The sequence below is a fragment of the Embleya sp. NPDC001921 genome (assembly GCF_053594475.1).
Genome location: NZ_JBSFEO010000026.1, coordinates 155,544 through 173,688 on the forward strand (window position 1 = coordinate 155,544; position 18,145 = coordinate 173,688).

The following is an 18,145-nucleotide window of genomic DNA, read 5'->3' on the forward strand; positions in this document are numbered from 1 at the left end:
GAGGTGCCGAGGAGGCTAAGCTATTGTTGAACAATCCCACAAGACCTTGTGAACGGTGCGGGAACTTGATCTACTCCTCCCGCACCGCTCGTCGCATTCTGGGGGACCCCACATGGGCCAAGACGTCGACCTCGCCCGGCCGTCGGCCGACGACACGCTCGGACGCCTTGCCGCCGATCGCGACCTGCTCGGACGCGCCGGCACCGCACAGCGCGTCGCCGAGGTGCTGCGGGACCGCATCGCCGAGGGCGCGCTGCCACCCGGCACCCGACTGTCCGAACAGGCCCTGGGCGCGGCCCTCGGCGTCTCCCGCAACACGTTGCGTGAGGCGTTCCGCACGCTCGTGGACGGCCGCCTGGTCGTCCACGAGATGAATCGCGGCGTCTTCGTCCGGATGCTCGACCCCGACGATGTGACCGACATCTACGCGGTCCGCCGGGCCCTGGAGGGCACCGGCCTGCGGGCCGCCGTCTCGGCCGGTCCGGAACGGCTCGCCGCGCTGCACGCGGCGGTCGCCGGCGGCGAGGCCGCGGCCGAGATCGGCGACTGGCCCGAGGTCGGCACCGCCGACCTGCGCTTCCACCGGGCCCTGGTCGCGCTCGCGGGCAGCCCGCGGCTGGACGAGTACATGACCCGGCTGATCGCCGAACTGCGCCTGGCCTTCCTGGCCATGCCCTCGGCCCGCGCGCTGCACGAACCGTTCCTGCGGCGCAACCGGGAGATCGTCGACCTGCTCACGGCCGGCGACACGCCCGGCGCGGCGGTGATCCTGGAGCGGTATCTGGACGACGCGTGCGAGATGATCTGCGCGGCGATGCGAATGGACGGCGCGTGAGTGACACCGTGATCGACCTCAACGCCGACCTGGGCGAGGGCTTCGGCCGCTGGACGCTGACCGACGACGAGGCACTGCTGTCCGCGGTGACCAGCGCCAACGTCGCGTGCGGTTTCCACGCCGGGGATCCGGTCACCATGCGCCGGGTGTGCGAACTGGCCGCCGAGCGCGGCGTGCGGATCGGCGCGCAGGTCTCCTACCGCGACCTGGCCGGTTTCGGTCGCCGCGCGATGGATGTGCCGGCCGCCGAGCTGGCCGCCGAAGTGGCCTACCAGATCGGCGCGTTGGAGGTGTTCGCGCGCGCCGCCGGGGCCCGCGTGGCCTATGTCAAGCCGCATGGCGCGTTGTACAACCGCACGGTGTGGGACGGGGATCAGGCCGGCGCGGTGGTCGCCGGCGTGTTGCTGGCCGGCGGCGCGCTGCCGGTGCTGGGGTTGCCCGGCTCACGTCTGCTCGAAGCCGCCGAGTCCGCCGGACTGCCTTGCGTACCCGAGGCGTTCGCGGACCGCGCATACACCGCGCAGGGCACCCTGGTGCCGCGCGGGGAGCCCGGTGCCGTCGTCCAGGACGGCGACCGGGTCGTGTCCCGCTCGTTGACGATGGCGCGTGAGGGCGCCGTCGTCGCCATCACGGGAGAGCGGGTCGCCGTCTCGGCCCGGTCGTTGTGCCTGCACGGCGACACCCCGGGCGCGGCCGAGCTGGCGCTGCGGGTCCGCCGCGCACTGCTCGCCGCCGAAGTGTCCCTGGAGCCGTTCGCGTGAGGGCCCTGCCGGTGGGCCGACACGCGCTGCTCCTGGAGGTGGACACGGCCGACCGGGCCGAGGCGCTGCACGCCGAACTGCTTCGCCGACGCGCCGCGGGCACGCTGCCGGCGGTACGCGAGATCGTCCCGGCCGCGCGTACCGTGCTGCTCGACGGGCTCGCGGACCCCGCCGCGCTGGCCGCCGACGTGCCCGACTGGCGGATCCCGCCACTGTCCGCCGAGGCGGGCGACCGGATCGAGATCGCGGTCCGCTACGACGGGCCCGACCTGGGCGAGGTGGCCGGCCTGTGGCGGGTGCCGGTCGAGCGCGTCCCCGAGATCGTCGGCGGGATCACCTTCCGCGTCGCGTTCTGCGGCTTCGCGCCCGGTTTCGGCTATCTGACCGGCCTGCCCGAGCGCTACCACCTGGCCCGCCGGTCCACCCCGCGCACGGCCGTGCCGGTCGGCTCGCTGGCGCTGGCCGGCGAGTACGCGGGCGTGTACCCGCGCTCGTCGCCCGGCGGCTGGCAGTTGATCGGCAGCACCGACGCGGTGTTGTGGGACGCCGCCCGGGAGCCCGCCGCGTTGTTCGCGCCCGGCGTCCGGGTGCGTTTCGTGGCGGTGGAGCGATGAGCGCGCGCGCCGTCGAGGTGGTCCGGGCCGGAGCCCTGACCACCGTTCAGGACCTGGGCCGGGACGGGTTCGCGCACCTGGGTGTGCCGCGCTCGGGGGCCCTGGACCTGCCCGCGCACCGCGAAGCCAACCGATTGGTCGGCAATCCGCTCGACGCGGCGACCCTGGAGACCACGCTGACCGGCACCGCCGTGCGGGTGCGCACGACCACCGTGGCCGCGGTGGTCGGCGCACCCTGCACGGTCCGGGTACAGGGCCGCCCGGTCGCGTGGGGCGCGGCGATCCGGGTGCCGGCCGGCGCCGTACTGGACGTCGGCCCCGCGACCGCCGGGCTGCGCGGCTATCTGGCCTTCGCCGGCGGGGTGGCGGTCGAACCGGTGCTGGGCAGCCGCTCCACCGACCTGCTGTCCGGCCTGGGCCCGGCTCCGCTCGCCGACGGCGACGTGCTCGCGCTGGGCGAGCCGTCCGGGCCCACCCCGGCGGGCGCGGACGTCTCGCGGCGGCCGGGGCCGCCCACCGAACTGGTGCTGCCGCTGATCCCGGGCCCCCGGCAGGACTGGTTCACCCCCGCCGCCCTCGCCTCGCTCGGAGCCGCGCGCTACACGGTGGCGTCGGCGAGCAACCGGATCGGGCTGCGCACCGAGGGACCCGCGCTGGGCTGGGCACGCACCGACGAACTGCCCAGCGAGGGAATGGTGTTGGGTGCGGTTCAGGTGCCCCCGGACGGGCGCCCGGTGCTCTTCCTGGCCGATCACCCCGTCACCGGCGGCTATCCGGTGATCGGCGTGGTCCCCGAGGAGTACCTCGCGCACGCCGCCCAGGCGGTTCCGGGCACTCCGGTGCGCTTCACCCTCACGGCGCACTGACGGCACGGGCGGCGTTCGCATCGCCGTCGCTCGCCCACCGAGGGCACGGGCGCTCCCGTTCGCATCACCGTCGCCGTCACCCCGCACCGACCGCACGGGCGCTCCCGTTCGCATCACCATCGCCGCGCACCACGCACCACGCACCACGCACCGACGACGGGGTGCCCGTTCATCACCGTCGCCGCGCACCGAGAAATGGGTGCGCCGGTCCGGCACCCCGCCGCCGGTGACCGGCAACTCGACCCTCGCGGCCGTGACTTCCTCACGCCCGGAGGCATTCGTTCCTCACCGATGATTCGTGATGTTTGCGACTGTCCGCCGCTCCCGCCCGCCGGCAGTGTTCCCCACGGCACCCCGGCCACCGGGAAGGGAGCACGATGGACAAGGGCTACGCGGCCTACTGCGACGCCGATCGGCAGTTCTACGACGCGCCGCATCGCCTTCGCACGGACGAGGGTGGCCCTGCGGCGCACTACGAGAGTGCCCGTCGCGAACTCCCCGAAGGCTGGCTGCGCTACCGCTCCGGCGACTGGCTCGCCTTCCGCCCGGTGGACTGCCGGTTGCCCGACCAAGGTTGGAAGATCCACGTGTCGGCGTGCCTGGACAACGCCGACAAGGTGCTCGCCGCGGTCCGGGACCACTGCGTCCCGCGTGGCATCGCCTTCAAGTGCATGCCGAGTCCGTACCTGCTGCACACCCGCAACGCCAAGTACGCCGATCGGGCCGGGAGCGGCAAGTTCGTCACCGTCTACCCGGCCGACGACGAGCAGTGTCGGGTCGTCGCGACGGACCTGGCCGCGCTGCTGGACGGCGAGCCGGGGCCGTACATCCTCAGCGATCTGCGCTGGGGCGAGGGCCCGGTGTACGTGCGTTACGGCAGCTTCGCCGACCGCACGTGTCACGACGCGAACGGCGTGTTGTGCCCCGCGATCGAGGACGACACCGGCACCCTGGTCCCGGACCGCAGGGAACCCACCTTCCACGTACCCTCGTGGCTCACCCTGCCCGCGTTCCTGGCCCCGCACCTGGCCGCCCGGACCGCGACCACCGTCGGTGAACTCCCGTACCGGATCGAGCGCGCGCTGCACTTCTCCAACGGCGGCGGCGTCTACATCGGCCGGGACCTGCGCACCGACGAGCAGGTCGTGCTCAAGGAGGCCCGCCCGCACGCCGGACTCGGCGCGGACGGCGCGGACGCGGTCACCCGCCTGGAGCGCGAACGCGACGCGCTGCGCCGACTGAGCGGACTCGTGTGCACGCCCGAGGTGCACGACTGGTTCACCCTCGGGGATCATCGTTTCCTGGTCCTGGAGTTCGTCCAGGGCAGCCCGCTGAACACCTTCTTCGCGCACCGCCACCCGCTGATCGAGACGGATCCCTCGCCCGAGCGCCTCGCCGAGTACACCCAGTGGGCGATGCGGGTGTACGGGCTGGTCGAGAACGCCGTGGCGGAGATCCACGCACGCGGTGTGGTGTTCAACGACCTGCACCTGTTCAACATCATGATGGCCGAGGACGAGAGCTCGGTGACGCTGCTCGACTTCGAGGCCGCCACTATCGACGACGAGACCCGCCGGCAGGTGGTCGCCAACCCCGGTTTCCTGGCTCCCGCCGACCGGCGCGGCGCGGATGTGGACCGGTACGCGCTCGCGTGCCTGCGCATCGCCCTGTTCCTGCCGCTGACCAGCCTGTTCACCGTGGATCGGGGCAAGGCCCGGCACCTGGTCCGGATCGCCATGGCGGAATTCCCGATCCCCGAGGGCTGGTTGGACTCCGCGGTCGAGGAGATCCTGCGCGACCGGCACCCGGACGGGCCCGCCGGCCAGGCCGGGCCCGCGGCTCCGGCGGTGTCGCACCGGACGGGGTCGACGCATGGCACGGAGTCGACGCACGACTACCTCCCGGTGGCTCCCGCGAACTGGCCCGAGAGCCGCGATTCGATGGCGCGGGCCATCCGGGCGTCGGCCACCCCGGACCGCGAGGACCGCTGTTTCCCGGGCGACATCGCGCAGTTCGCCAGTCCCGGCGGAGGCGCGTGTTTCGGCCACGGCGCGGCCGGGGTGCTGTACGCGCTGGCCGAGACCGGCGCCGAGGCCTGTCCGGAGGGCGAGGAATGGCTGCTGCGCGCCGCCAAGAACCCGCGGGCCGGCACCCCGATCGGCTTCTACGACGGCCTGGCCGGGGTGGCCTGGACACTGGACCGGCTCGGTCATCGCGAACAGGCTCTGGAACTGGTCGACCTGATCCTCGCCCGGGACCGCCGCACGCAGGCCCGCGACCTGCACAGCGGCCTGGCCGGCCTCGGCCTGGCGCTCGACGCGCTGGCCGCCTCCACCGGCGAACAAGCCCTGCAATCCCACGCGTTCGCGTGCGCCGAGGAGCTGGCCGAGCGGACCCGCAGGGAACCGGCGCCGACCCGGGCCGGCCTGCTGTACGGCGCCACCGGAAGTGCGCTGTTGTACCTGCGGCTGTACGAACGTGTGGGTGAGCCGGATCTGTTGGACGCCGCCGCGGAGGCGCTGCGCGGCGATCTGGCCCGCTGCGTGATCGCCGTCGGCGGCACCCTCCAGGTCGACGAGGGTCGACGGACGATGCCCTACCTCGGGGCCGGCAGCGTCGGCATCGGCATGGTGCTCGACGACTACCTCGCGCATCGTGCCGACCCCGAGTTCGAGGCCGCCCGCGGCGAGATCGTCCGGGCCGCGCAGGCCAGGTTCTACGCCCAACCCGGACTGTTCCGGGGCGCGGCGGGCATGGTCCTGCACCTGAGCCGCACCACCATCGACGGACCCGGCACCGAACCGGCGGACATCCGCCGCCAGATCGACTCACTGGCCTGCGGGGCGCTCCCCTATCGGGGGGAACTGGCCTTCGCCGGCGAGCAGATGATGCGGTTGTCGATGGACCTGAGCACCGGCACCGCCGGTTGCCTGCTCGCGTTGGGCAGCGCGCTGCACGACCGACCCGTGCACCTGCCCTTCCTCCCGCCGCCGACCCGGCGGCCCTGAAGCCGATCCCTTGCGGGATCGAGGCAAGACCGGCCTCGCACGGGGCCGGCGCACCATCTCGAACCATCGCGCACGACAACCGAAGGGAAACGACACCATGGCACTTCTCGACCTGCAGACGATGGAGACCGAAGAGGTTGAGCTGAACGGCGGCGGCGGTGGCGGTGGCGGCAGCTACCTCAGCGTCCTGCTCTGCGGCAACAGCAGCCTGAGCCTGATCACCTGCCACTGACGCACCCGCACCCAGGGGTGAACACCCCGAGGTGACGAGGGCACCGCGGTCCCGGGCGGCGGCATTCCGCCCGGGACCTGCCCGTGCCGTACCCCTCTCCCGAAGGCGAGGAACCGCACCAGCATGGCCGACTCGCGCCGGACCCCCGACCCCGCGTCGCCCGCGTACCCCGGTACCGGGCGGCTCCTGGCCGGCGCGCTGCGGCACAGCGCGGGCCGCACCTCGGCCGGGTTCGTCTGCGGCACGGGCTCCGCCGGTGTCGCGATCGCACTGCCCGCCGTCCTCGGACACGCCCTCGACCTGCTGCTCGACGACGCCCCCGGGCAGCGCGGCGCGGTCACCCTGTGCGTGCTCCTGATCGTCGCCGGGGTCGTCTTCGACACCCTGGAGACCCTGCTCGGCGGGGTCACCGGGGCGCGCACCGCCGCCTGGTTGCGCCGCCGGGGCGTCGACCATCTGCTGACCCTGGCCCCCCATCGCGCCGCCGCCCGCTGCACACCCGGCGACCTGGTCACCCGGCTGACCGGCAACGTCGCCGAGGCGAGCACCGCGCCCACCACCGCGGCGAACGCACTGGCCGCGCTGTGCGTACCGCTCGGCGCACTGGTCGCGCTCGCGCTGATCGACCCGCGCCTGCTCGCGGTGTTCCTGGCCGGCGTACCGCTGCTGCTCTGGTTGTTGCGGGTCTTCGTCCGCGGCTCCTCGGACAGCGTGTCGCACTATCAGCGCGTCCAGGCCGAGATCGCCACCCGACTGGTCGAAACCCTCGGCGGCGCCCGCTCGGTCGCCGCCGCAGGCAGCTCGCGGCGCGAACTCGACCGCATCCTGGCCCCGTTGCCCGAACTGAGCGCCCAGGGGCGGCGGATGTGGCAGGTCTACGGGCGCGCCATGGCCGGCGCCGGCGTGCTGGTGCCGCTGCTCACCACCGCGGTCCTCGCCGTGGGCGGAATGCGGTTGGCCCAGGGCGAGTTGAGCGTCGGCGAGTTGCTCGCCGCGTCGCGCTACGCGGTGCTCGCCGCCGGTCTGGGCGCCGCCGTCGGTGCCCTCGACTCGCTCGTGCGCAGCCGCGCCGCCGCCGGTCGGATCGCCGAACTGCTCGCCGTACCCGCGCTGCGCTCCGGCGACCGCGACCTGCCGCCCGACGGCCCGGGGCGGTTGGAACTGCGCGGGGTCACCGTCGTACGCGGCGGGACACCGGTGCTGCGCGGCGTCGACCTGGTCGTGCCCGGCGGAAGCACGATGGCCGTGGTCGGCCACTCCGGGGCGGGCAAGTCCGTGCTCGCCGCGGTGGCCGGGCGGCTGTCCGACGTGGACGCGGGCACGGTGCTGCTGGACGGGGTGCCGCTGGCCGAGATCGAACCGGAGCGGCTGCGCCGGGAGATCGGCTACGCGTTCGAGCGACCGGCGCTGTTCGGCGACACGATCGGCGAGGGCATCGGCTTCGGGCCGTACGCACCATCCGACGTCGAGATCGAGGCCGCCGCCGAGGCGGCCGGAGCCGATGCCTTCATCCGGTTGTTGCCGGCCGGATACGCGGAGCCCCTGGGCACCGCGCCCCTGTCCGGCGGTGAGCTGCAACGCCTGGGCCTGGCCCGGGCCTTCGCGCACGCCGGCCGACTCCTGGTGCTGGACGACGCCACCTCCAGTCTGGACAGCGTCACCGAACTGCGGGTGGGCCGGGCGCTGGTCCGGGACGTGCGCGCGGGCACCCGACTGCTGGTCGCCCACCGGGCCTCCTCGGCCGCCCGGGCCGACCGGGTCGTGTGGTTGGCCGGCGGCCGGGTGCGGGCGGTCGGGACGCACGAGCGGTTGTGGGAGGACCCGGACTACCGGGCGGTGTTCGCGAATCCGGCTGCGACGAATTCGACTTCCGGCGACCGGGTCGACGCGACCGGACACGACGGGGACCGCGGATGAGGAGCGAACGGTCTCGCGTGTGGACCCTGGCCCGGCGGTTCCTGGGGCGACGGCGGCTGGTGGTGGCCCGGCTCGCGGCCTGGTCGCTGCTGGAGGCGGCGCAGACGTTCCTGGTCGGTTACGGCGTGGCGATGGCCGTCGATCGGGGGTTCCTGGCCGGGAACACCGGGCTCGGCCTGCTCTGGCTGGCGGTCGCGGCGGCGGCGATCGTACTCGGCGGCCTGGCCACGGGCGGGATCTTTCGCGGTCTGGCGGATCTGGTCGAGCCGTTGCGCGACGGCCTGGTGCGGCGCGTGGCGGCGCGGGCGCTGGGCGATGCGATCGCGGCGCCCTCCCGCGGGTCGGGCAGCGCGGTGGTGTCGCGGTTGACCAACCAGACCGAGATCGCCCGGGACAGCTTCGCCGGACTGGTCCTGGTGGCCCGGTCGTTCGTCTTCACCGCGCTCGGCGCGCTGTTCGGACTGGCCGCGCTGGCACCGGAGTTGCTGCTGGTGGTGGGCCCGCCGCTGGTGCTCGGACTGCTGCTCTTCACGGCCACGCTGGTGCCGATGGCCGCCCGGCAGCGCACCTTCCTGGACGCCGACGAGGCACTGTCGACGCGCCTCGGCGAGGTCGCGGAGGGCCTGCGCGACGTGCTCGCCGCCGGCGCTCGCGAGCCGGTCGCGGCCCGGACGCACAGCCTGATCGAGGCCGAGGCCCGGGCGGCGCGCTCGCTCGCCCGCTGGGCCGCCGCCCGGGCCCTGGCGCTGGCGGTGGCCGGGCAACTTCCGGTGTTGTTGCTGCTGATCGGCACCCCGTGGTTGCTGAGCCGAGGACTGACCGCCGGGGCCCTGCTCGGCGCGCTGACCTATCTGACCCAGTCGTTGCTGCCCGCTCTGCACACCTTGATGAACGCGCTCGGCGCGGCGGGCACCCGGCTCCTGGTGGTGCTCGATCGGCTCACCGAGCCTGCCGCGAACCCCCCGGCGCGGACCGCGCGGGCAGTCCCGGATCCGGGTGGGCCGCCCCGCGTGGAGTTGCGCGGGGTGACCTTCGCCTACGGGCCGCACGCGCAGCCGGTCCTGCGCGACCTCGATCTGAGCATCGAGCCCGGGGAGCACATCGTGGTGGTCGGACCGAGCGGGATCGGCAAGTCGACGCTGGTCGCGCTGGTCGCCGCCCTGCTGGCCCCGGACCGGGGCGAGGTGCGCGTCCGCGGTCGCTCGGTGCCTCCCATCGGCGGCGATCCGTCCCGGCTGCGGGTGCTCATCCCGCAGCAGGCGTACGTGTTCACCGGCAGCGTGCGGGAGAACCTGCTGTACCTGTGCCCGGACGGCGCCGAGGACGCGGCGCTGACCGCCGCGGCGGAAGCGGTCGGCCTGCTCGCGCTGATTCGTCGGCTGGGCGGCCTGGACGCGCTCGTGGACCCCGCGTCCCTGTCCCAGGGCGAGCGCCAGTTGATCGCGCTGGGCCGGGCGCATCTGTCGCCGGCCCCGCTGGTGCTGTTGGACGAGGCGACCTGTCATCTGGACCCGATCGCCGAGGAGCGGGCCGAACGGGCCTTCGCCGCCCGGCCCGGGACGTTGATCGTGGTGGCCCACCGGATCACCTCGGCCCGCCGCGCCGATCGCGTCCTGGTCCTGGACGGCGCACACGCGGTGTGCGGCACCCATCGCGAACTCCTGGACCGCTCACCGCTCTACCGCGATCTGGTCGGACACTGGCACGCGGAACGCATCTGAGCGGAACGCATCCGAGCGGAACGGAATCCGAGACGCGTCCGGTCGCGCCGGACCCGAAGGCGGCGGATCCGGACACGGCGAATCCCGGCGCCAGGCATCCAAGGGCAACGGCCCCGAGGGCAGCGGATCCGAGGGCAGCGGATCCGAGTCGAACGGATCCGAGTCGAACGGATCCGAGCGAAACGACATCCGGATCGCGGTCTCGGCGGGGCAACCGTGCGGGTACCCGCACACCGAGTGCGGTTGAACCCGGGCTCCGGCGCGGCGCCCGAATCCGACCGGGCCGGTCTACACCCAGCCCGCGTCCTGTGAGATCCGGATCGCGTCGATCCGGTTGCGCGCACCCGTCTTTCGGGTGATCGCGGACATGTAGTTGCGCACCGTGCCGATGCTCAGCCGCAAGTTGCGGGCGATCTCCGGGGCCGAGGCCCCTTCGGCGGCAAGCGAGAGTACGCGCAGTTCGCGCGGGGTCAGCGGCGCGGTCGCGGCCCGCAGCAGGTCGAGCGCGAGCGAGCCGTCCACGTAGCGCCGGCCGGCGGCCACCAGTCTTATCGCACGTGGCAGTTGCGGTGGTTGGGCGTCCTTGTCCACGAAGCCGAGCGCCTTGGCCTCGGCCGCCCGGCACAGACTGCCGGGCCGGGCGGTGGTGGCCAGGACCAGCAGCGCGCAGTCCGGGTCGACCGGCCGCATCGGTAACAGCGAGGCTCCCGGACAGTCCACGTCCACCACGCACACGTGTGGATGTTGGGATCGCGCCCGTCGAGCGGCACCGTCCCAACTCTCCGCCTCCACTTCGATGTCCTCCTCCCGATCGAGCAGCGCGGTGAGCGCCGAACGGATCAGCTCCGTGTCGTGCACCAGCAGAACCCGGATCATGTTCGCCCCCCAGTCGACATCGACGTCCCGTGGTTGCCCGTCGAGCATCTCGATAGCTACCCCGCCCCACGGCACACACGACACCCGGTAACCGGTTGATTCGTTTGGGCGACAGTTTGCTGTGCGGCTCGCGTTTCCTGTCCGACCACGACCGCTCGCGGCCGGTCTCGATCGTGACGCGACGGCGATCGTCACCGGTGCCTCTCGGGCGTCGCGGCTGGGGTCGGATGGGGGCATGGGGACACGCGCTAGGGTGTCGATTTGTGTCCGACCGTCGCATCACGATCATGGAAGCCGCCGCGCGCGTCATCGCGCGCCGGGGGGTACGAGGGCTGCGCGTCGAGGAGTTGGCGGCCGAAGCCGGCGTGTCGACGGGCCTGATCTACTACCACTTCAAGGACCGTACGGGAGTCCTGCGGGCCACCTTGGGCTTCATCAACGACCGGGCCGACCGGTACACGACCGAGCGGGAGCCGGGCGCGGCACCGATGCCGGCGCGCGCCGAGCTGACCCACCGGCTGCTGCTGGAGTTGCAGGACGACCCGATCGTCCGGGAGAACAGCACCGCGTGGAACGAACTGTGCGCCAGCGCCGTGTTCGACGAATCCCTCCGGGACGACCTGGCGAACGCGACCGCGGAGTGGTCGGTCGAGATCGGCGACCTGATCGCCGAGGCCGTCCCGAGCGCGCCCCCGGCGGCGGCCCGGGCCGCCGCCGAGCGCCTGACCGCCCTCCTCGAAGGCCTCAGCGGCCGCTGGCTGGCCGGGATCCTCCCGATATCGCACGCCCGAGACCTCCTCACCGAGGCGATCGACACGGAGCTGAGCCGGCTCGAACCCTGACCCGCCCGGGAGATCGACCGGCCGGTGCCCGCCGGGCCCGGTCCGCTCCCGCCGTCGGCCTTTTGTCCGACTGAAAGTTCAGTCACCATGACGTCGGGTCCATCCGCCGTCGGCACCCGCAAGGTCCGGGCGCGGACTTCGGGCCGGATGCCGGACCCGCGCACGTGCCTCACCGGGCCGGCGGCACTGCCGCCGCTGCCGCCGCTGTCGCCGTGCGGCCGTCGCGCCGGCTGCGGCGCCGGGCCCAGGTCGGTGTCCAGACCTCGGAGTCGAGGCGTTCGGGTTCCAGTCCGGCGAGGTACTCGCGGAGCGTGCTCAGCGCGGGGTGCGGGTTGTCGGCGCGCCAGACCAACGAGTGCGGGTAGACCGGGATCGGATCGCGCAGCGGGATCAGCCGCAGGTCGTGCCCGACCGGCCAGACCAGCGGCGTGCGCTCGCTGAGGAAGGTGGCCAGGGTCGACGAGTCGGCGATCGTGTCGAGCAGCGCCTCGAGGCCGAAGTCGGGGCCGACCGTGTCGATGGTGAACCGGAAAGCGGCGGCGAGTTCGTCGTAGTAGGCGGCCCACTCGGTGCCGCGGGTGTTGCTCGGCATCCAGATTCGGTGCCCGGCGAGCCGGCCGAGTTCGACCGCCGCCATCGTGGCGAACTCGTGGTCGGGGCCGGTGAACAGCCGGAGCGGCTCGTCCAGGACCGGGGTGGCCTCGACCCCGTCCGGGAGTTGTCGCCCGGGCATGGTGACCGCGCGGAAGGTCGCGTCGATGGCGCCGGACCGCACCGCGTCGACGGCCGCGTCGGCGCCGAACAGGGTCACCACGTCGAGCCCGACGTCCGGGTGCGCGCGGTGGAAGCCGCGCAGCAGACCGGCCGGCGCGGCCCGTCGGCCGACCACGTCCACCCGCAACACGCGCCGGCCCGGACGTACGGAGGCCGCGGCCCGCTCCTCGGCCAGGAGGAAGGCGCGCGCGTGCGGCAGGAACACCTGCCCGTCGATGGTCAATCGGGCCCCGCGCGCGGTGCGCACGAACAACTGCACCCCGAGTTCCCGCTCCAGCGCGGCGATGCGCTTGGAGACGGCCTGCTGGGTGATCGACAGCCGGGCGGCGGCGGTCTGGAACTGTCCCGCGTCCACGGCGGCGACGAAGGTGCGCACGGCGATGGGGTCCACGTCGCACATCCTAGAGACACAACCAAGGGTTGTAGACAAGGGGCGAGATGGTTGTTTGATCCCGCTCCGCAATGCTCGATTGGATGTCTCCGGTCAACGCTCGGTTTCGCGGGCGGCGCCCGCTCCCTCGCCCTCGGAGATGACTCACGCATGCCCGATTCCTTCGTCCACCTGCACAACCACACCGAGTACTCGATGCTGGACGGCGCACAGAAGCTGAAGCCGATGTTCGACGAGGTGGCCCGGCAGCGCATGCCCGCGATCGCCATGAGCGACCACGGCAACATGTTCGGCGCCTACGAGTTCGCGCAGGTCGCGAAGGGCTTCGAGGGCGTCAAGCCGATCATCGGCATCGAGGCCTACGTGGCGCCGTCCTCGCGGTTCTCCCGGAGGCAGGAGTTCTGGGGGCCGGGCGGCCGACGCGCCGTGGGCAACGACGGCGAGGGTTCCAAGGACGTCTCCGGCGGCGGCCGGTTCACGCACATGACCATGTGGGCACGCAACGTCCAGGGCCTGCGCAATCTGTTCCGGCTCAGCACCCAGGCCGCGTATCAGGGCCAGTTCCCGGCCGGAAAGCCGCGGATGGACCGGGAGTTGATCGCCGAACGGCCGGACGGCATCATCGCCACGACCGGTTGTCCGTCCGGCGAGGTCCAGACCCGGCTGCGGCTGAACCAGTACGACGAGGCGAAGGCCGCCGCCGCGGCCTACCGGGAGATCTTCGGCCCGGAGAACTACTTCCTGGAGTTGATGGACCACGGCCTGGCCATCGAGCGCGACGTCCGCGACGGACTGCTGCGCCTGGCCGGGGAGTTGAACCTCCCGCTCCTGGCCACCAACGACGCGCACTACGTCACCGAGGACCGGGCCGACGCGCACGACAGCCTCCTGTGCGTCGGTGTGGGCAAGAACAAGGACGATCCCCGGCGATTCCGCTTCGACGGCTCCGGCTACTACCTCAAGACCGCCGCGCAGATGCGCGCCCTGTTCGCCGAGCTGCCCCAGGCCTGCGACAACACCCTGCTGATCGCCGAGCGCGTCGAGTCCTACGAGGACGTCTTCGACTACGTCGACGAGATGCCGCACTTCCCGGACGTGCCGGCGGGCGAGAGCCAGGAGTCGTGGCTGCGCAAGGAGGTCCTCGCGGGCCTGACCATGCGCTACGGCGACCCCGTCCCCGACCATGTGCTGGACCGCTTCGAGACCGAGATGTCGGTCATCGGCCCGATGGGCTTCAGCTCGTACTTCCTGGTCGTGGCGGACATCTGCCGGCATGCCCGGGAGAACCGGATCCCGCTCGGTCCCGGGCGCGGCTCGGCCACCGGCTCGATCGTGGCCTACGCCACGCGCATCACCGAGCTGTGCCCGCTGGAACACGGCCTGCTGTTCGAGCGGTTCCTCAACCCCGAGCGGATCAACCCGCCCGACGTGGACCTCGACTTCGACGACCGCCGGCGCGACCGCATGGTGCGCTACGTCACCGAGAAGTACGGCGACGAGTACACCGCCATGGTGAACACGTTCGGCCGGATCAAGGCCAAGAACGCGATCAAGGACTCCTCGCGCATCCTGGGCTATCCGTACGCGCACGGCGAGCGCATCACCAAGGCGCTCCCGCCGGACAACAACGGCAAGTCCGCCCCGCTGGCCGCCGTCTTCGACGCGGCGCACGAACGGTACGCCGAGGCCGGCGAGCTGCGGCGGATGTACGAGGACGAGCAGGACGTGCGGCGGGTGATGGACACCGCCCGCGGAGTGGAGGGCCTGATCCGCGGCACCGGGGTGCACGCCGCCGCGGTGATCCTGTCCAAGACCCGGCTCAGCGACCGCATCCCGCTGCACATGCGCGCCTCGGACGGTGTGCGGATCACCGGGTTCGACTACCCCTCGTGCGAGGCGATGGGGCTGATCAAGATGGACTTCCTGGGGCTGCGGAACCTGGGCGTGATCGACCAGGCCATCGAGAACGTCCGGGCGAACCGGGGCATCTCGCTGGCCACCGTGGACCCGATGGACGGCGACCCCGCGACCGTCGTGATCCCGTTGGACGACGCCAGGACGTACCGGCTGCTCGCGGAGGGCAACACCTTCGGGGTCTTCCAGCTCGACGGGGGCGGCATGCGCGTGCTGCTCAGGCAGATGGAACCCACCCGGTTCGAGGACATCGCGGCGGTCAACGCCCTGTACCGGCCCGGCCCGATGGCGGCGAACGCGCACACCGACTACGCGCACCGCAAGACCGGTCGCCAGGCGATCACCCCGATCCACCCCGACCTGCGCGAAGCCCTGGAGCCGATCCTGGGGAACACCTTCCATCTGCTCGTCTACCAGGAGCAGATCATGGCCATCGCGCGGGAGTTGGCCGGCTACACGCTCGGCGGCGCCGACCTGCTGCGGCGCGCGATGGGCAAGAAGAAGCCGGAGGTGCTGGCCGCGGAATGGGACCGGTTCCACGACGGGATGCGGGCCAACGGCTTCGGCGAGGAGGCGATCAAGGCGCTGTGGGACGTCATGCTCCCGTTCTCCGGGTACGCGTTCAACAAGTCGCACACCGCCGGCTACGGTCTCGTCTCGTACTGGACCGCCTACCTCAAGGCCAACCACCCGGCCGAGTACATGGCCGCGTTGCTCACCTCCGTCGGCGACGACAAGGACAAGGCGGCGGTCTACCTCGCCGACGCCCGCAAGAACGGCGTCCGCGTCCTGCAACCCGATGTCAACGAGTCCGTCGCGGAGTTCACCGCCGTCGGCGACGACGTGCGGTTCGGGCTGCGGTCCGTGCGCAACGTGGGCGACAACGTCATCGAGGCCGTCGTCGACGCCCGCCGGCGCAAGGGGAGGTTCGCCTCGTTCGCCGACTTCCTGGCCAAGGCCGACCCGCCCGCGCTCAACAAGCGGGCGGTGGAGTCGCTGATCAAGGCCGGCACCTTCGATTCGCTGGGTCATTCGCGCAAGGGCCTGACCGCCGTCCACGAGGAGGCGATCGACGCGATCATCCCGGTCAAGCGCGCGGCCGGGTTCGGGCAGGAGGATCTGTTCGCCGATCCGGGAGAGGACGCGAGCGCGGGGCCGGCCTTCGGCCTCGACTTCCCCGTCGACGACGCGGAGTGGTCGCGCCGGCAACTGTTGGCCGGCGAACGCGAGATGCTGGGACTGTACGTCTCCGCCCACCCGCTGGACGGCGCCGAACACATCCTCTCCGGCGCGCGGGACTGCTCGATCGCCGAACTGCTCGCCTCCGAGCGCACCACCGGGGAGGTACGGCTGTCCGGGCTGATCACCGGCGTCCAGCTCAAGATGACCAGACAGGGCAACGCGTGGGCCATCGTGAACCTCGCGGACCGGGACGCGACCGTCGAGGTCCTGTTCTTCCCGGCCGCCTACCGACTCGTGCAGCACGCGCTGGTCGAGGACCACGTCGTCTCGGTCAAGGGCAAGGTCGAGGACCGCGACGGGACCGTGAACGTCTTCGGTCGGGAGGTGACGGTGCTGGACGTGTCCTCCGCCGAGCACGGCGGGCGACCTCCCGTACGACTCGCGCTGCCCGAGCACCGGGTCACCGAGCACGCGGTGGCCGAGCTGAAGCGCATCCTCGCCGCCCATCCCGGCGACAGCCCGGTCCACCTCACCGTGCGCGGCGTGCACAAGACCACCGTGTACGCCCTGGCGGCCACGGTGCACGCGGCGGGCATCGCCTCCGAGGTGAAGGCGACCTTCGGAGCCGAGGCGTGGGTGGGCAGCGCTTGAGTCCGGGCACGGGGAGGCCGTTGACAATAGGCAGGCATTTGCCTGCATAATTGAGCGTGAGCCTGGACAGCGTGAGCCTGGACAGCGTGAGCCTGGAAGGAGAGCGATGGACTCGGTTTTCAAGGCGCTGGCCGACCCCACCCGGCGACTCCTGCTCGACCGCCTGCACGAGCACAACGGGCAGACGCTGCGCGAGTTGTGCGAGCGCCTGGACATGGCGCGCCAGTCGGCGACGCAACATCTCGACATCCTTCAGCGGGCCAACCTCGTCACCGTCGTGCGCCGCGGACGGGAACGGCTGCACTACCTCAATCCCGGGCCGATCCACGAGATCGAGGAGCGCTGGATCTCGGGGTTCGACAAGCCGCGGCTACAAACGATCAGTGCGATCAGGACTCGGGCAGAGGAGTACGCCATGACCGACCAATCCGCATCCGTGCCGACCTACGTCTACGTCACCTACATCCGCGCGAGCGCGGAGCAGGTGTGGCGGGCGCTGACCGACGCGGACCTGACGGCCCGCTACTGGGGACACGCCAACGTCTCGGACTGGCAGCCGGGCTCGAGGTGGGAGCACCGACGCGTCGACGGGTCGGGGGCCGTCGACGTCGTCGGTCGTGTGCTGGAGACCGAACCCCCGACGCGCCTGGTCGTCACCTTCGAGGACACCCCCGACGCCGAGGCGCCGAGGGAGCCGTCCGTGGTCACCTTCCTCGTCGAGCCCCACCACGACATCGTCCGGCTCACGGTGACCCACGAGAACCTCCCCAATCCGGCGATGCTCAGCGGCATTTCGCGGGGGTGGCCGGCCGTGCTGGCGAACCTCAAGTCGCTGCTGGAGACCGGCGAGGTCCTTCCGCAGGCGCCGTGGGAGATGTCCCCCGCGCACGACTGAACGGGCGGCCGACGCCCCTCCCGCGGTCGCTCCCGCCCGGCGCTGTCCCTTCCGCCCACGATCGCACAAGAATGAGGACACCATGGACACCACCCCGCTTCGGGACGCCTACCGTGCGTTGCTGGACGCCGCCGCCACGGTGGCCGACTCCGGCGATCCGAGCCCGGTCCCGCCGACCGGCGAGTGGAACGCGGACGAGATCCTCGCGCACATCGCCATCGTCGGCGCCTGCACCCTCGCGGCCGTCTCCTCCGTCGCCACCGGAGCGATCGCCACGTACGACAACCGACTGGCGCACGACACCTGGACCCTGGACCGGGTCTTCACGCTCGCCGGGGGCGACACCGGGATCCGCGAGCGCATCCGCGTCCAGGGCGAAGCCCTGTGCGCACTGAGCGGACCGACCTTGAGCGAGACCGAGCTCGACACGCCGATGCCCACGGTGCTCGTGTCCCACGACGTGGCGCTGGTCGATCGGCCGGTACCGCTGCGCGACCTGTTGACCGGCCTCGCGGAAGTGGAACTCCCGAGCCACACCGAGCAACTCCTGGCCCTGCTGCCGGCGCGCGCCGGGGTCGACGCCGGCGCCTGAGCCGTTTCGGCAGCGGTCCCGGACGCCTGCGCCGCGCGGCCCAGATCTGAAGAGCGACGGGTAGGGAAAGAGTG

At 72.4% G+C, this 18,145-nt stretch carries 14 protein-coding genes; 12 read left to right on the plus strand and 2 right to left on the minus strand.

What is annotated here, in order from left to right:
• The first annotated feature begins 112 nt into the window (after positions 1 to 112).
• From ACWCPW_RS28255 to ACWCPW_RS28290, 8 genes are all read left to right on the plus strand, one after another.
• A complete protein-coding gene (locus tag ACWCPW_RS28255; RefSeq protein WP_449764416.1) occupies positions 113 to 835 on the plus strand; it encodes a GntR family transcriptional regulator in 723 nt (240 codons plus the stop codon).
• The gene (locus tag ACWCPW_RS28260; protein WP_449764417.1) at positions 832 to 1,596 is read left to right on the plus strand and encodes a LamB/YcsF family protein; all 765 of its coding nucleotides are present in this window, start codon (positions 832 to 834) and stop codon (positions 1,594 to 1,596) included. The genes ACWCPW_RS28255 and ACWCPW_RS28260 overlap by 4 nt, the downstream gene beginning before the upstream one ends.
• Positions 1,593 to 2,210, plus strand: a complete 618-nt coding sequence (locus ACWCPW_RS28265) for a 5-oxoprolinase subunit B family protein (RefSeq protein WP_449764418.1) — start codon at positions 1,593 to 1,595, stop codon at positions 2,208 to 2,210. Before ACWCPW_RS28260 ends, ACWCPW_RS28265 begins: the two co-directional genes overlap by 4 nt.
• Positions 2,207 to 3,076, plus strand: a complete 870-nt coding sequence (locus ACWCPW_RS28270) for a 5-oxoprolinase subunit C family protein (RefSeq protein WP_449764419.1) — start codon at positions 2,207 to 2,209, stop codon at positions 3,074 to 3,076. The genes ACWCPW_RS28265 and ACWCPW_RS28270 overlap by 4 nt, the downstream gene beginning before the upstream one ends.
• A gap of 377 nt (positions 3,077 to 3,453) precedes the next feature.
• A complete protein-coding gene (lanKC, locus tag ACWCPW_RS28275; protein ID WP_449764420.1) occupies positions 3,454 to 6,084 on the plus strand; it encodes a class III lanthionine synthetase LanKC in 2,631 nt (876 codons plus the stop codon).
• Between the two features lie 97 nt (positions 6,085 to 6,181).
• The gene (locus ACWCPW_RS28280; RefSeq protein WP_331770670.1) at positions 6,182 to 6,316 is read left to right on the plus strand and encodes a SapB/AmfS family lanthipeptide; all 135 of its coding nucleotides are present in this window, start codon (positions 6,182 to 6,184) and stop codon (positions 6,314 to 6,316) included.
• 123 nt (positions 6,317 to 6,439) lie between these two features.
• A complete protein-coding gene (locus tag ACWCPW_RS28285) occupies positions 6,440 to 8,233 on the plus strand; it encodes an ABC transporter ATP-binding protein (RefSeq protein ID WP_449764421.1) in 1,794 nt (597 codons plus the stop codon).
• Entirely contained in the window at positions 8,230 to 9,954 is a 1,725-nt protein-coding gene (locus tag ACWCPW_RS28290) for an ATP-binding cassette domain-containing protein (RefSeq protein ID WP_449764422.1), read from the plus strand. The genes ACWCPW_RS28285 and ACWCPW_RS28290 overlap by 4 nt, the downstream gene beginning before the upstream one ends.
• Before the next feature lie 288 nt (positions 9,955 to 10,242).
• Here the strand turns inward: ACWCPW_RS28290 and ACWCPW_RS28295 are convergent, their stop codons facing one another.
• Positions 10,243 to 10,830 carry a response regulator transcription factor gene (locus ACWCPW_RS28295; protein WP_449764423.1) on the minus strand — a complete coding sequence of 196 codons (588 nt, stop codon included), beginning with the start codon at positions 10,828 to 10,830 and terminating at the stop codon, positions 10,243 to 10,245.
• Positions 10,831 to 11,093: 263 nt separating this feature from the next.
• Here ACWCPW_RS28295 and ACWCPW_RS28300 point away from each other — a divergent pair, with 263 nt between their 5' ends.
• On the plus strand, positions 11,094 to 11,672 hold the full coding sequence (locus ACWCPW_RS28300) for a TetR/AcrR family transcriptional regulator (RefSeq protein ID WP_449764424.1): 579 nt from the start codon (positions 11,094 to 11,096) through the stop codon (positions 11,670 to 11,672).
• 169 nt (positions 11,673 to 11,841) lie between these two features.
• Here the strand turns inward: ACWCPW_RS28300 and ACWCPW_RS28305 are convergent, their stop codons facing one another.
• Entirely contained in the window at positions 11,842 to 12,837 is a 996-nt protein-coding gene (locus ACWCPW_RS28305; RefSeq protein ID WP_449764425.1) for a LysR family transcriptional regulator, read from the minus strand.
• 150 nt (positions 12,838 to 12,987) lie between these two features.
• On the opposite strand from ACWCPW_RS28305, the gene dnaE reads away from it, so the two are divergent.
• The 3 genes from dnaE (at position 12,988) to ACWCPW_RS28320 (ending at position 18,071) form a co-directional block, all read left to right on the plus strand.
• Complete coding sequence (dnaE, locus tag ACWCPW_RS28310) at positions 12,988 to 16,584, plus strand: DNA polymerase III subunit alpha (protein WP_449764426.1); 3,597 nt, start codon at positions 12,988 to 12,990, stop codon at positions 16,582 to 16,584.
• A 106-nt stretch (positions 16,585 to 16,690) separates the two neighbouring features.
• Entirely contained in the window at positions 16,691 to 17,479 is a 789-nt protein-coding gene (locus ACWCPW_RS28315) for an ArsR/SmtB family transcription factor (protein WP_449764427.1), read from the plus strand.
• Positions 17,480 to 17,561: 82 nt separating this feature from the next.
• Positions 17,562 to 18,071: a hypothetical protein gene (locus ACWCPW_RS28320; protein WP_449764428.1), complete on the plus strand. Its 510-nt coding sequence runs from the start codon at positions 17,562 to 17,564 to the stop codon at positions 18,069 to 18,071.
• The last annotated feature ends 74 nt before the right edge of the window (positions 18,072 to 18,145 follow it).

Excerpts from the sequence above, each read along its gene's own strand:
- ACWCPW_RS28255 (WP_449764416.1), top strand. The coding sequence starts at position 113 with ATGGGCCAAGACGTCGACCTCGCCCGGCCGTCGGCCGACGACACGCTC.
- ACWCPW_RS28270 (WP_449764419.1), top strand. The coding sequence starts at position 2,207 with ATGAGCGCGCGCGCCGTCGAGGTGGTCCGGGCCGGAGCCCTGACCACC.
- lanKC (WP_449764420.1), top strand. The coding sequence starts at position 3,454 with ATGGACAAGGGCTACGCGGCCTACTGCGACGCCGATCGGCAGTTCTAC.
- ACWCPW_RS28280 (WP_331770670.1), top strand. The coding sequence starts at position 6,182 with ATGGCACTTCTCGACCTGCAGACGATGGAGACCGAAGAGGTTGAGCTG.
- ACWCPW_RS28285 (WP_449764421.1), top strand. The coding sequence starts at position 6,440 with ATGGCCGACTCGCGCCGGACCCCCGACCCCGCGTCGCCCGCGTACCCC.
- ACWCPW_RS28290 (WP_449764422.1), top strand. The coding sequence starts at position 8,230 with ATGAGGAGCGAACGGTCTCGCGTGTGGACCCTGGCCCGGCGGTTCCTG.
- ACWCPW_RS28295 (WP_449764423.1), bottom strand. The coding sequence starts at position 10,830 with ATGATCCGGGTTCTGCTGGTGCACGACACGGAGCTGATCCGTTCGGCG.
- dnaE (WP_449764426.1), top strand. The coding sequence starts at position 12,988 with ATGCCCGATTCCTTCGTCCACCTGCACAACCACACCGAGTACTCGATG.
- ACWCPW_RS28315 (WP_449764427.1), top strand. The coding sequence starts at position 16,691 with ATGGACTCGGTTTTCAAGGCGCTGGCCGACCCCACCCGGCGACTCCTG.
- ACWCPW_RS28320 (WP_449764428.1), top strand. The coding sequence starts at position 17,562 with ATGGACACCACCCCGCTTCGGGACGCCTACCGTGCGTTGCTGGACGCC.